Origin of the sequence: Comamonas sp. GCA5, assembly GCF_036541385.1 — a bacterium.
Classification (GTDB): Bacteria; Pseudomonadota; Gammaproteobacteria; order Burkholderiales; family Burkholderiaceae_C; genus Comamonas; species Comamonas aquatica.
The window spans coordinates 1-12,111 of sequence record NZ_JAZHFR010000096.1; the positions used below are offsets into that span (position 1 = coordinate 1).

At 66.6% G+C, this 12,111-nt stretch carries 12 protein-coding genes and 2 pseudogenes; 3 read left to right on the forward strand and 11 right to left on the reverse strand.

Annotation, left to right across the window (positions count from 1 at the left end):
- Nucleotides 1-461: pseudogene (locus SJH88_RS16615) on the reverse strand (hypothetical protein); the annotation flags it as partial.
- Nucleotides 462-599: 138 nt separating this feature from the next.
- On the opposite strand from SJH88_RS16615, the gene SJH88_RS16620 reads away from it, so the two are divergent.
- Complete coding sequence (locus SJH88_RS16620) at nucleotides 600-1,217, forward strand: helix-turn-helix domain-containing protein (protein ID WP_274755121.1); 618 nt, start codon at nucleotides 600-602, stop codon at nucleotides 1,215-1,217.
- Between the two features lie 326 nt (nucleotides 1,218-1,543).
- Here the strand turns inward: SJH88_RS16620 and SJH88_RS16625 are convergent, their stop codons facing one another.
- The 3 genes from SJH88_RS16625 to SJH88_RS16635 form a co-directional block, all read right to left on the reverse strand.
- The gene (locus SJH88_RS16625; protein ID WP_274755122.1) at nucleotides 1,544-2,293 is read right to left on the reverse strand and encodes an SDR family NAD(P)-dependent oxidoreductase; all 750 of its coding nucleotides are present in this window, start codon (nucleotides 2,291-2,293) and stop codon (nucleotides 1,544-1,546) included.
- A 120-nt stretch (nucleotides 2,294-2,413) separates the two neighbouring features.
- Entirely contained in the window at nucleotides 2,414-3,592 is a 1,179-nt protein-coding gene (locus SJH88_RS16630; protein ID WP_274755123.1) for a GGDEF domain-containing protein, read from the reverse strand.
- 456 nt (nucleotides 3,593-4,048) lie between these two features.
- On the reverse strand, nucleotides 4,049-4,693 hold the full coding sequence (locus SJH88_RS16635) for a YiaD family glycine zipper/OmpA-like lipoprotein (RefSeq protein WP_274755124.1): 645 nt from the start codon (nucleotides 4,691-4,693) through the stop codon (nucleotides 4,049-4,051).
- Nucleotides 4,694-4,884: 191 nt separating this feature from the next.
- Between SJH88_RS16635 and SJH88_RS16640 the strand changes: the two genes are divergently transcribed.
- Nucleotides 4,885-5,628, forward strand: coding sequence for an ATP-binding cassette domain-containing protein (locus tag SJH88_RS16640; protein WP_274755125.1), 744 nt, complete (start codon nucleotides 4,885-4,887; stop codon nucleotides 5,626-5,628).
- Between the two features lie 48 nt (nucleotides 5,629-5,676).
- Here SJH88_RS16640 and trhA read toward each other — a convergent pair whose 3' ends face one another.
- The 6 genes from trhA to SJH88_RS16670 all read right to left on the reverse strand — a co-directional run bounded on the left by trhA (nucleotide 5,677) and on the right by SJH88_RS16670 (nucleotide 10,806).
- Nucleotides 5,677-6,297: a PAQR family membrane homeostasis protein TrhA gene (trhA, locus tag SJH88_RS16645; RefSeq protein ID WP_045267771.1), complete on the reverse strand. Its 621-nt coding sequence runs from the start codon at nucleotides 6,295-6,297 to the stop codon at nucleotides 5,677-5,679.
- Between the two features lie 155 nt (nucleotides 6,298-6,452).
- Entirely contained in the window at nucleotides 6,453-6,806 is a 354-nt protein-coding gene (locus SJH88_RS16650; protein WP_274755126.1) for a hypothetical protein, read from the reverse strand.
- A 169-nt stretch (nucleotides 6,807-6,975) separates the two neighbouring features.
- A complete protein-coding gene (gene azu / locus SJH88_RS16655; RefSeq protein WP_042415445.1) occupies nucleotides 6,976-7,431 on the reverse strand; it encodes an azurin in 456 nt (151 codons plus the stop codon).
- A 320-nt stretch (nucleotides 7,432-7,751) separates the two neighbouring features.
- Nucleotides 7,752-8,279, reverse strand: a complete 528-nt coding sequence (locus tag SJH88_RS16660; protein WP_260675068.1) for a plasmid pRiA4b ORF-3 family protein — start codon at nucleotides 8,277-8,279, stop codon at nucleotides 7,752-7,754.
- Nucleotides 8,280-8,560: 281 nt separating this feature from the next.
- Nucleotides 8,561-9,532: a Bug family tripartite tricarboxylate transporter substrate binding protein gene (locus SJH88_RS16665; protein WP_274755127.1), complete on the reverse strand. Its 972-nt coding sequence runs from the start codon at nucleotides 9,530-9,532 to the stop codon at nucleotides 8,561-8,563.
- 236 nt (nucleotides 9,533-9,768) lie between these two features.
- Entirely contained in the window at nucleotides 9,769-10,806 is a 1,038-nt protein-coding gene (locus SJH88_RS16670) for a CDP-6-deoxy-delta-3,4-glucoseen reductase (RefSeq protein WP_274755128.1), read from the reverse strand.
- Nucleotides 10,807-10,938: 132 nt separating this feature from the next.
- Between SJH88_RS16670 and SJH88_RS16675 the strand changes: the two genes are divergently transcribed.
- Nucleotides 10,939-11,886, forward strand: a complete 948-nt coding sequence (locus tag SJH88_RS16675) for an SDR family oxidoreductase (RefSeq protein WP_390887265.1) — start codon at nucleotides 10,939-10,941, stop codon at nucleotides 11,884-11,886.
- Here SJH88_RS16675 and SJH88_RS16680 read toward each other — a convergent pair.
- Nucleotides 11,871-12,111: pseudogene (locus SJH88_RS16680) on the reverse strand (hypothetical protein); the annotation flags it as partial. The gene SJH88_RS16675 and the pseudogene SJH88_RS16680 sit on opposite strands and share 16 nt — an antisense overlap.

Genomic DNA, 12,111 nt, shown 5'->3' on the forward strand with positions numbered 1-12,111 from the left:
CCATCCCCGGGCGCAGTGCCGACGAAGACGGCATCCTGCTGCTGATGCCCGCCTGGCAGACCGGCCAGCGCCTGGGCGTCAAGACCGTGTCCATCTTCCCCGGCAACGCCCGCCAGGGCCGAGGCCGCGGCCGTGCGGCGCGAGGTGATGGTGTCACCATCCAGCACGGCCAGCGGCTGGCCGGTACGCGCGTCGTACAGGATGTAGACCGAGTGCAGGCCGGGCAGGCCCTGGCGGGCGTTGCCGGGGAAGATGGACACGGTCTTGACGCCCAGGCGCTGGCCGGTCTGCCAGGCGGGCATCAGCAGCAGGATGCCGTCTTCGTCGGCACTGCGCCCGGGGATGGCGTGGTGGTGGCGCAGCGGCACTTCGCAGCCGGTGGTGAACATCTGCTCCAGCGCCGGCAGCAGGGCGGCGAAGGGCAGGTGGTGCTCGGTCTGAGGCTGTGTGAGGATCTGCATGGCGGCGGCACGGTAAATTTTCGTTTACGAAATATTAGGCGGCACGGCGCGCTGGGGGCAGGGGACTTACCCGGTGCGCACGGCGGGCTTGGCCCTACACTGGGAGCGCCCGCGCCGGGTTGCTGCCGCCGTCCTGCCATGACCTCACCCCACCCCGAAGCCGCCCCTGCCGGCACGACCACCACCGAGGTGCTGGCGCACAAGCTGCGCCTGCTGCGGCGTGCGGCGCACCTGACCTTGCAGCAGCTGGGCGCGCGCAGCGGCATCGCCACCTCGACCCTGTCGAAGATCGAGAACGGCCAACTCTCGCCCACCTACGAAAAGATTGCCGCCCTGGCCCAGGCGCTGCAGGTGGAGGTGGGCGAGCTGTTCAGGCCCAGCCCGCCGGACGCTGGCGGCCCGCGCCGCAGCGTGACCCGGGCCGGCCAGGGGGTGGTGCACCGCACCGATCCGTATGTCTACGAGCTGCTGCACACCGACCTGGCGGACAAGCGCTTTGTGCCCCTGCTGGCCACCCTGCGGGCGCGGGAGGTGGCGCAGTTCCCGCAGCTGCTGCGCCACGCGGGCGAGGAGATGGTCTATGTGCTGCGCGGCACGGTGCACCTGCACACCGAGGGCGAAGCGCCGTTGGTGCTGCAGCCGGGCGATTCCTGCTACTTCGACAGCCGGCTGGGCCATGCCTGCGTGGCAGGCAGCGAGGGCGAGGCCCAGGTGCTGTGGGTGTCCTCGCACGGATTGACGTCGGACGCGGGCTGAGTGCCGGCGGCCTTGGCGGTGGGGCACCAACTGCCGGACGGGGCGCGCCTCAGGCTCACCACGGCATGCTCTGTGTGTTCTTGGTGGCTAGGCCCGCCTCTGGCTGGGTGCTGCGGGCCGTGCGGTGGGCGTGCCGCTTGGTCACGGGCGACCCGGGCGCTAGCGCGCAAAACGTCCGCAGAATGCGCCGCATTTAACAATGCCCGGTTCGTAATCTGAAGCACTGGTGCTGCAACCCGCGCTGGTGGCGCGCCAGAGGTTTTAAAAGCAGAGCTGCCAGCGCTTGCAGGGCAAGGGCTGGCAGCATTTTTTGGCAAAAATCTGGATCAGAAGCTGCCGCGGTGCACGGCCAGCCCGCCAAAGGACTGTTGCACCGGCATGATCTCGATGGCGTTCACATTCATGTGCTTGGGCGCCTGGGCCACCCACAGCACGGTGTTGGCGATGTCTTCGGGGGTGATGAAGTCCACGCCCTCATAGACCTTGGCGGCCTTGGCATCGTCGCCAAAGCGCACGTTGGAGAACTCGGTGCCGCCGCACAGGCCGGGCTCGATGTTGGTCACGCGCACTGGGGTGCCGAACAGGTCGGTGCGCAGGTTGCGGCTGAACTGCTGCACAAAGGCCTTGCTGGCGCCGTAGACGTTGCCCCCGGCATAGGGCCAGTTGCCGGCGGTGGAGCCGATGTTGATGACGTGACCACGCTTGCGCTCGACCATGCCGGGCAGGAAGGCGCGGGTCATGTGGACCAGGCCCTTGCAGTTGGTGTCGATCATGGTGTCCCACTGCGCCAGATCGGCCTGCTGTGCGGGGCCCAGGCCCAGGGCCAGACCGGCGTTGTTGACCAGCACGTCCACCTGCGCCCAGTCGGCGGGCAGCTGGGCGGGCAGGGCGGCCACGGCGGCGGCATCGGTGACGTCCAGCTCGATGGGCAGCAGCTGCGCGCCCAACTCGGCCGCCAGGCTGTCCAGCTTGGACTTGCGGCGGGCGGTGGCGATGATGCGGTGACCGGCCTGCACGAAGCTGCGGGCCATGGCGGCGCCGAAACCGGCCGAAGCGCCGGTGATTAAAACGATCATGGTGTGGTTCTCTCTCTCTCATCAATACCAGGGGTGGGACATTGTCTCCAGTGGACCCTGGTTTGGGCAAGCGCGCCGCGTTGCGATGGGGGTATGGCGCAGACGAGAAGGGGGCAGCCTTCAGGTACCGAAGCGGGTGCCTGGCGTGGGGATCAGTAGGTGCACGCGGTTGCGGCCGGCGGCCTTGGCGTGGTAGAGCGCCTGGTCGGCCAGCAGCACGATGTCCTCCAGCGTCTGCCCGTCGCCCGGCAGGCAGACATGCAGGCCGACGCTGATGGTGATGGTGATGGGCCAGGCACTGGTGTCGTGGTAGGCCGAGACGGCGCTGCGCACCTGGGCGCACAGGCGCTCGGCCAGCACCTGGGCCTCGGCGCTGGCGGTGTGCGGGCAGGCAATCACGAACTCTTCGCCACCGTAGCGGCCGACGATGTCGCTGGGGCGCACATGGGACTGCAGCACGCGGCTGATCTGGGCCAGCACCTTGTCGCCCTCGGGGTGGCCGCAGGCGTCGTTGACGCGCTTGAAGTGGTCCACGTCCACCATCAGCACGCTCAGTGGCGTGTGGCAGCGCTGGCATTGCTGCCAGACATGCTCCAGGCTGTGCATCAGGGCCCGGCGGTTGGGCAGCTCGGTCAGCACGTCCACGTTGGCCATGCGGTCCAGCAGCACCTGCTTGCGCTCGTGGCACATCATCACAAAGCCGGTGGACTTGAAGTGCATGGCGATACTGAGGATGACGAAGGACAGCAGCAGCGGTGGGGTGGAGGCTGCCGTGTCGCGCAGCGTGAGCGACACGGCCGGGGTGTGCAGGCGCAGCAGCAGGGCTGCGGCAAACATCAGGGTGCCCACGATCAGCACCATGGTGCCGCGGTTCATGGCTTCGGCGCGGCGCAGGGTCAGCAGGTACAGGGCCCAGATTTCATAGCCCAGGAACAGGCTGCTGATGAGCTGCACGCGCAGCGACGCGGAGATGCTGTCCATGGACAACCCCAGCACGGAAACAATGGGCAGCACCACCAGCAGCGCGTACGGTGGGCGCAGTTGGTGGAAGCGGTGCAGGGCCCAGATCCAGCAGCTTTGCCCGCAGGCAAAGAAGCCGTAGGCCGCCAGAAACCAGCGCACGTGCCCGGCCGACGCCATCAGGCTGATCGACAGATAGGTCATGCCGTAGCACACCAGGGTGGCTACCGTCTGCGGAGCGCCCTCGTGCCGGTGGGTGCGCCCCACAAATGCCACCATGCAGGCCGCAGTCACCGAGGACAAGGCGATCATGAAGGCAATGGTCATCAGATCCGGCATTTACAACTCCCTGGCGCCGCAGACGCCAGCAAGGGTGGGGTGACACGCGTGTTCCGGCCATAGCCAGGGTCAGAGCGTTGCCGATCCGGCCTACCGGCGGCGCCAGGGAACTGCCAGCGCTTTGACGCCCTGGTCTGGGATCGCGTACCGCGTGCTCAGGGTCCAACTGCGGTCGCCGGGCCCTTCATCCTGTCAACGGCTGGTGCTGCACGCCTTTCACCACAGACCCGCAGTTCAGAAACCGAATGTGAACATGCACTACGCGATGTTTCCAAATTGGATTTTGTTTCGAAATGTGTTAATTGACGTGGTGTAGTGAAAAGTCTTGACTTCACATCAGCCGGCACAGCGATCTGCCTCTGTGGCCTTTACCTGCAGCGCCCGGTCACGGCCTGCGCGCACCGGCAGGCGCGAGGCGTGGCGGGTGGATCTGGTGGCCGTTGTCCATAGCCAGGCTTACTGCGACTGGGCCACAAAGATGTCGATGCTATGGTTTTTGGCACGGCCCCAGGCGGATTCGTTGGAGGCCACGGGTTCGCGGGCGCCCCGGCCTTCGGTCTGGATGCGTGGGCCGCGCACGCCCTGGTTGAAGATGTAGTCGCGGGCGGCGTTGGCGCGGTTCAGGGACAGCGGGTCGTTGATGTGCGCGCCGCCCGTGCTGTCGGTGTGGCCGGCGATGATGACCTGGGTGCCGGGATTGCGCCGCAGGCTGTCGGTAAAACTGTTGAGCACCGGGCGGAACTGGCTCTTGATGGTGGCGCTGTTGTTGTCGAACGAGATGTCGCTGGGGATGGCCAGCTGCAGGTGGTTGTCCGCCGTGCGCGACACCGTCACGCCGGTGCCACGCGTGGCGGCTTCCAGCTCCTGGCGCTGGCGTTCCATGTTGGCCGACCAGATGTAGGTGCCCACGCCCCCCACGGCCGCGCCGATCAGTGCGCCCGTACCGGCCTTGCCGCCCGTGGCCTTGGCGATGCCGGCGCCGGCCAGCGCGCCAATGCCCACGCCCAGGGCGGTGTTGCGCTGGGTGTCGGCCATGGTTTCACACCCGGTCAGCGCGACGGCGGTGGCCAAGGCCAGAGCGGCAGCGGTGGTATTTCGCAATGTATTTCTCCTTGTTACAAAATCGAAGAATCAAAACGTATAGCAATTCACTTCGAGCCAATAACAAAAAACCACGGATTGACCAGGGGTTGGATGGGCCTCGGTGGCGCAGGGAATCGGTTTGACGGCGGGCAATGCGCTGACATACATTGCTTTCAAACCTCGCTAGAGGGGGAAAAGGGAGGTCGTGCATGCACAAGCAACATGAACACCATGTCCAGCCCGAAATGGCCTGGACCGACCTGTGGCCCGTGAATGCGCCTGCCAGGGCCACGGGCTGGAGCGAAACACTGCCCCCGGGGCTGTGCGTGGTGGTGGACGACACCGGCGACGAGGCCGCCCGCTGGATGCCGGTGCTGGCTGGCCATGCGCTGCCCGCCCACGGCCAGGTGCGCTGCGCTGGCGTCTGCAGCCAGGAAGACCCCCAGGCCTACACCGACCAGGTGTACTGGCACAACCCGCGCCAGCCACTGCACGACCGTGAGATGTCCGCCCAGCAATGGCTGCAGACCCTGGCCAGCCACTGGCCCAGCTGGAGCGATGCAGACTGCCGCCAGCATTGCGAAGGCTTTGCCCTGCAAACCCACCTGTCCAAACCGCTGTGGCACCTGTCGACCGGCAGCCTGCGCAAGCTGGGGCTGGTGGCGGCCCTGTGTTCGGGCGCACGCCTGACCCTGATCGAAGAGCCGATCGCCGGTCTGGACAGCGACGGCATCCACTACCTGTGCCAGGCCCTGGACGCGCTGGAAGACCGCCTGGCCGATCCGGCACAGCCACCGCGCTGGGTGCTGGTGGCGCACTGGGAGCCACTGCCGCATGTGCTGTGGGACGAGGTGCTGGCCTTCCCGCTGCTGCCCGAGGCGGACAGCGCCCCGCAGGCCGGGCCTGGCGATCTGCACCGGCAGCAGAACCTGCTGTTCGACGAAAACCCCTGAGGAATCAACTGCCGCCTGCGCTGCGATTTCAGGCGTAGGCCTGCTTCGTCACGGCACGACGTAGCCCAGCACCGCGACGTAGTGGGCTAGGCTGCCGGCAATCACGAACAGGTGCCAGATGCCATGGAAATGGCGCACGCGCCCATCCAGCACGAAGAACACCACGCCGACGCTGTACAGCGCCCCGCCAGCGGCCAGCCAGGCAAAGCCCGCAGGGCCCAGGGCCTGCAGCAGCGGGCCGGTGGCCACTAGGGCGACCCAGCCCATCACTGCATAGATCACCAGGGAGCGCACGCGTGCCGCGTTGCGGGGCTTGATTTCCTGCAGCATGCCCAGCACGGCCAGGCCCCAGACCACGCCAAACAGGCTCCAGCCCCAGGCTCCGCGCAGGCTGATGAGGCAAAATGGCGTGTAGCTGCCGGCAATCATCAGGTAGATGCTCAGGTGGTCGCACTTGCGCAGGATGCGCTTGGCCCGCCCGCGCACGCTGTGGTAGACGGTGGAGATGGCATACAGCAGCACCATGGCCGTGCCGTAGATGGCCACGCTGGTGATGGCCTGGGCGTCGGCACGCAGGCTGGCGGTGACGATCAGCCACGTCGCCCCCGTCAGCGCAAACACGGCGCCGACCAGGTGGGACCAGGCGTTGAAGCGTTCTCCGGGGTACATGCCTGCCATCTTGGCGGCGGCTGCCAGAAATGCAAGCCGGGCGAGGGGCCATCGCGCTGTCAGCGCCAGGCCGGGGGCGCTTGGCCGTGCGGGTGTGACAGCCGCGCAAAAAAGCCCGTGCAAGGCACGGGCCGTGTCAGGGGCGGATGCAGGTCTTAGAGGCTGAGGGCCAGCACATCGCTTTCTACGCAGACGCCGTTGTCCAGACTGGCGCGCACGACGAAGCCTTCGTCGATGGCCACCAGCTGTGCGCTGTCGACGTGGAAGCCCTGGTGGCCCTGGGCGTTTTGGAACGTGAAGTGGCCGCGCAGCGGCAGGTCGGCGGCGCATTCCATGTCGACCTGGGCATGCTGCCCGGTCAGCCACTGGCGGGCGGATTGCAGCGTGGCAGCCACGGGCAGGCACTCGGCAGGGATGTCGATGTGGGCGGTGCGGGTGGTGGCGTCACCGCTGAGGCCCTCGAGTTCGCCGATGGTGAAGAACGCCAGTTCAAAGCTTTGCGTGGACATGGAGGCAATCAGATGCTATGAAAAAGAGTGCATTGTGCGTCCACTGAATGCGCGCTGCAGCCTGGTTGGCGTGAAATTGCTAGGCCCACAAAGCACGCAGCCCCGGCGCAAGCGCACGGGGCTGTGGGGCGGCCCAGGCTGGTGGCCTGGGCTCGGAAGCGGCGGACGCTTAGGCGCCCAGCTTCAGGGCACCCTTCATGATGAAGGAGTGGCCAGGGAAGGAGCAGAAGTAGGTGTAGTCGGTACCGGCCTTCAGCTTGGCCACGTCGATGGTCATGCTGGTGGTCTCTCCGCCGCCGATCACCTTGGTGTGGGCGATCACGCGGGTGTCACCGGCCTTCACGTAGTCGGCTGCAGCGCCGGCCTTCATGCCGTCGGCGGCCGTGGCCGTGGCGTCGGCGGTGGTGGTCAGCACCATGTTGTGGCCCATGGAGGACTTGGGCATCTTGCCCACGTGCTTCAGGGTCACGGTGTAGCTCTTGCAGGACTTGGGCACTTCAATGTTCTTCACATTGAATTGCATTTGGTCGTTACCTTCGACGGTCACGGCGCAGTCGGCAGCCATGGCAGGTGCAGCAATGCCACCAGCGGCCAGCAGGGCCAGCGTCATCAGAGTCTTTTTCATAGCGCGAATCCTTCCGAATCAATCAGTGAAGTGAGAGGTGCTCGGCAGACGTGAAGCCAGGGCTCCAGCTGTCCAGTCAACACTTATTTTGATGCTGAATTTACAGGTTTGGGTGAAATAGCCGCCTGAAGACTTAGATCGGGTCGATTTTTACCCCGGGACATGACGCGGATCAATAAATGCCGACCCCAGGGTGTCGAATCGCAGATGTGGGGTATTGATAAGTGAGCGTGCTGCGCTTACCCATTCAAGGTTTGGCAGCATTTCGTCCGTGAGACCTAGGCTTTTAAGGCGCTTGATGCTCACTTTTTTAATAGCCTTTATACGAATGCAGTCTCTGCACGGGCCTCCGGGGTGGTGCGGGCACGGGCCAGGGCCTGGATGCGCGCCTGGGTGGAGGCGAGGTCGAAGGGCGGGGCATCGGCGCCATCGCTGCCGCTGTCGGGCTGGCAGGTGTTGCGACCGTCCAGGCACAGGGGCAGGTTGCCCAGCGCTTCGGGGCCGGACAGCGGGGTGCAGGCTTCCAGCTTGATGCGGTGCAGCCATTCGTCTGCCAGGTTGTAGACGTAGCGCATGGGCAAGGCCTGGCCTTGCAGCAGCTGGCCCAGGCTGTAGCGGCGGGCGTCCATGGTCGGATCTTCGGGCCAGTCGGGGTTGGGCTGGCCGTAGCGTTGGTCGGCGATCTCGAACAGGTAATCGTGGCGCGGGCTCCAGCCCATGGCGGCCTGGATCAGCCGGTGCAGTTGCGCCAGGTTGGTGCAGTCGCTGACCACCAAGCGGCGCCAGATGGCGGGTTTGATGTCGCACAGCTGAATGTGCAATTGGTAGCTGTGGCGTATTTTGGGCATGGTCCTCTCCTCCTGGGGCGTGGCGGCGGTGCTGCAGCCTCGTCCGTGTGTCGGTTGTACCCCAGGCATGCAAGGCCGGTGGCGACTGCGGGTAAGTACTGGTTGCCGGTGTACTGGGGTTTGGGGCGACCCTGTGCACGCAGCTAGCGCTTGTGCTTGTGTTTGCGCACGGCCGTGCGCTGAATGGGATAGATGGTGCCTGGGGGCGGCTGGCCTGGCCCAAGACCGGGTGCAAAAAAAGGCACCCGCAGGTGCCTTGGTCCGCTGTGCTGGCAACGGTGTCAGTCGACGCTGGCGCCGGAGGCCTTGACCACGGGCTCGTACTTGGCGCGCTCGGCGGCCATGAAGTCGCCGAACTGCTTGGCCGTGGTGGGCACGGGCTCGGCCATCAGGGTGGCAAAGCGCTTCTGGGTTTCGGGGTCCTTCAGGGCTTCGGTGAAGGCCTTGTTCAGCTTGTCGATCACGTCGGCCGGGGTGCCGGCCGGTGCCACCAGGCCCCACCAGGTGTCGATGGCGAAGCCGGGGATGCTCTTGGACAGCGCGGGCACACCGGGCAGCAGTGGGCTTTCGGCGGCGGTGGTCACGGCCAGGGCCTTGAGCTTGCCGGACTTGATGTTGGCCGAGGCCGCAGCCAGGTTGTCGATGTTGAAGTCCACCTCGCGCGCCAGCAGGGCCAACTGCGCGGGGTTGGCGCCACGGTAGGGAATGTGCACGGCGGTGAAGCCCATGCCCTGCTTGAACATTTCACCGGCCAGGTGGCCCGAGCTGCCATTGCCGCCGCTGCCGTAGCTGAGCTTGCCAGGGTGCGACTTGGCGTAGGCGACCAGGTCGGCGACGGAGTTGATGTTCAGCTCCTTGGCGCGTTCGGTGTTCATCACCAGCACATTGGGCACGCGCACCATCTGGGTGATGGGGGCAAAGTCCTTGGCGGCGTCGAAGGGCAGCTTTTTGTACAGCCAGGGGTTCACGCCGTGGGTGGCGGTGGCGGCCAGGCCGATGGTCTTGCCATCGGGGGCGGCCTTGGCAATGGCGTCCACGCCGATGTTGCCGCCCGCGCCGGGCTTGTTTTCCACGATCACGGTGCCCAGGCTTTCGCGCACGCGTTCGGCCAGGGCCCGCGAGGTGACATCCAGCGGGCCGCCGGGTGCATAGGGCACGATCAGGCGGATGGGCTGCTCAGTTGCTTGGGTCAAAGGAGAGGCCATTGCTGCGGCAAGGGCCACGGAGGACAGCAGGATGTTTCGACGGTTCATGTCGGACATTGTGCAAGATTCATGTCGTCCAGTGATGGCATGGGGTGGGTTTTGGATTTTTGTTGCAGGCGATGCGAGGAAGTTGCGTGTTTTGTGCGTCATGGGGCAGTCTGCGCACTTTTGGTGCGCACTACTACCAAGACCCTGCGTTGTCCAGTACGGGGTTTTGTATGCAATCGTAAGGTGCAGCAAAAAGGCCGCTCCGGGCGGCCTTGGTGTGCAGTGGCGGCTCCGGATCAGTGGTCGGCAGCGCTGGTGAAGGCGTCGGCGAAGAAGGCCTCTTCGGGCAGGGCGCGCTGGCCGATGTAGCTGGTGCGCGCCGCATCCACCACCACGGGGGCGCCGCAGGCATAGACCTCGTGCCCGGAGAGGTCGGCAAAGTCATCCAGCACGGCCTGGTGTACATAGCCGGTGCGGCCAGTCCATTGGTCTTCGGGCAGGGCGTCGGACACCACGGGCACATAGCGCAGATGGGGCATGCTGGCCTGCAGGGCCAGTAGCCAGCTGTGCATGTACAGGTCCTCGGGGCGGCGGCCACCCCAGTACAGGCTGATGGGGCGGGTGATGCCCTGGTGCTGCATGTGCTCCAGCAGCCCCTTGATGGGCGCAAAGCCGGTGCCGGAAGCCAGGAACACCAGGGGCTTGTCGGAGTCTTCGCGCAGGAAGAAGCTGCCGAACGGGCCTTCAACGCGCAGGATTTCCTTTTCCTTCATGCCGCCGAACACATGGTCGGTGAACAGGCCGCCCGGCATGTGGCGGATGTGCAGTTCCACGCCGGGCGTGGTGGCCTGCACGTGGGGGGCGGTGGCCATGGAGTAGGCGCGGCGCGAGCCATCGCGCAAGATGAATTCCAGGTACTGGCCGGCAAAGTACTTGAACACGGTGTTGGCGGGCAGTTGCAGCTGCACGCGCATGACGTCGTGCGACAGCTTGTCCAGCGCGCTCACGCGCACCGGCATCTTCTTGATGGGCGGGGCGTTGACATCCGTCACCTGGCGCGACTCCAGCACCACGTCGCTGTGCGCCGTGGCGCGGCAGGTCAGCACATAGCCATCGGCCAGTTCCTGGGCGGACAGCGCCTTGTCGGAGTGGCTGTCGTGCGTGACCTCGCCGCTGAGCTTCTTGCACTTGCACGAGCCGCAGGCACCATCCTTGCAACCATAGGGCAGGCCCACGCCGGCACTGATGGCGGCAGCCAAAATGGTCTCGCTGTCGGTGGCTGCAAATGCGCGGCCGCTGGGTTGCACGGTGATCTGGAAGGCGGGGGCAGTCATCTTCTGGCTATCCTTGGTGGTTGCTCCGCCAGCACCTGTGTTGCAGGGCGCTGGCCTACGACAGACGTTACAAATGCAAGGGGCCGCAATGGTTGCGGCCCCTGCATGGCTTATCTATGGGGATGCCCGATTTTGCCTCCAAACCAATTTCCTCCGCGCGCACTGCCTGCCCGTTTTCGCCGCACGCGTGTGCTGATCGTCGGCTGCGGTGATGTCGGCCAGCGCGTGGCGCGCCAGTGGCAGGCCCAGGCCGGGCGCACCGGCCGGCACGGGCCGCGGGTGCTGGCGCTGACGTCGTCGCCCGACAAACGGTCGGCCCTGCAGGCCCTGGGCATCACGCCGTTGCTGGGCAATCTGGACGATGCGCGCAGCCTGCGCCGCCTGCGCGGCGTGGCGCAGCGTGTGATCCACCTGGCGCCCCCGGCCAGCCAGGGCGCGCGCGATGCACGCACGGCCCGCTTGCTGCGGGCGCTGGGCCCGGCACCGCAGGGCCTGGTCTATGGTTCGACCACCGGGGTCTATGGCGATTGCGACGGGGCCTGGGTGGACGAAACCCGGGCGCTGCAGCCGGGCACCGAACGCGCCGGCCGCCGTGTGGATGCCGAGCAGCAGCTGCGGGCCTGGGGGCGGCGCAGCGGTGCGCGGGTGAATGTGCTGCGCATTCCCGGCATCTATGCGCCGGACCGCGAGGGCGGCACACCGCAGGGCCGCCTGCGCAAGGGGCTGCCAGTGCTGCGCCAGGCGGACGATGTGTTCACCAACCACATCCACGCCGACGATCTGGCGCAGGCCCTGCGCGCCGCCCTGTGGCGCGGCCGGCCCCAGCGCGTCTACAACATCTGCGACCACACCGAGTTGCGCATGGGCGACTACTTTGACCTGGCGGCGCAGATCTACGGTCTGCCGCAGCCTGCGCGCCTGTCGCGCCAGGAGGCACAGCAGGTGTTGCCGCCGATGATGCTGAGCTTCATGAGCGAATCACGCCGGCTGCGCAATACGCGCATGCTGCGGGAGCTGCGTGTGCGCCTGGCCTGGCCCACGGTGGCCGAGGGGCTGGCGGCCGGTCAGGGGCGGGGGTAGGTGTTGCCCTTGCCGTCGTAGCAACGGAACACATTGCAGTTGTAGCCGTCGGCCTTGGTGTCGGGTGGCTGCGGCGGTGGAGGTGGTGGAGGCCGCCCATGCGGTGGCCGCGGCGGGTAGAACGGCCCATAGCTGGGCACCACCACCGGTGGGCTGCTGGGCGGCACCTGCACGATGACCGGCGGCTGGGGGCGCTGGGCCGCCTGCTCGGCCGCGCGGGCCGCG